1 protein-coding gene is annotated in these 298 nt (G+C 72.5%); it reads right to left on the reverse strand.

Annotated elements, in window-relative coordinates:
* Positions 1-298 (reverse strand): LytR C-terminal domain-containing protein (locus FJ658_RS15690; RefSeq protein ID WP_141146254.1); only part of this gene is annotated, 298 nt, incomplete at both ends.

Raw genomic sequence — 298 nt, forward strand, 5'->3', positions numbered from 1 at the left:
GGGAAGGCGTCCGACAGCTGCACGTCGGTCGCCCCCACGAGCTGGGCGATCCCGCGGGCGACACCCTCGTCGTCGGGGTTCGAGTAGTAGACGATCGTCAGCGGCTCGCTCGTGTTCGACGCCGCCGCCCGACTCGGGTTCGGCCATCCGGCCGCCGCGATCTGGTCGCCGGCGGTGTTCGAGAGCCCCTGGGTCGGCGTGCCGTTGAGCACCGACAGGGTGAGGGCCGCGAGGTAGGCGGGGTCGAGCGTCGAGGGGTCGGTGACCGGCTCGGCGGTCTCGATCACCGTCGGCGTCT

Origin of the sequence: Schumannella sp. 10F1B-5-1, from assembly GCF_006517535.1 — a bacterium.
In the GTDB taxonomy this organism is placed as follows: Bacteria; Actinomycetota; Actinomycetes; order Actinomycetales; family Microbacteriaceae; genus Schumannella.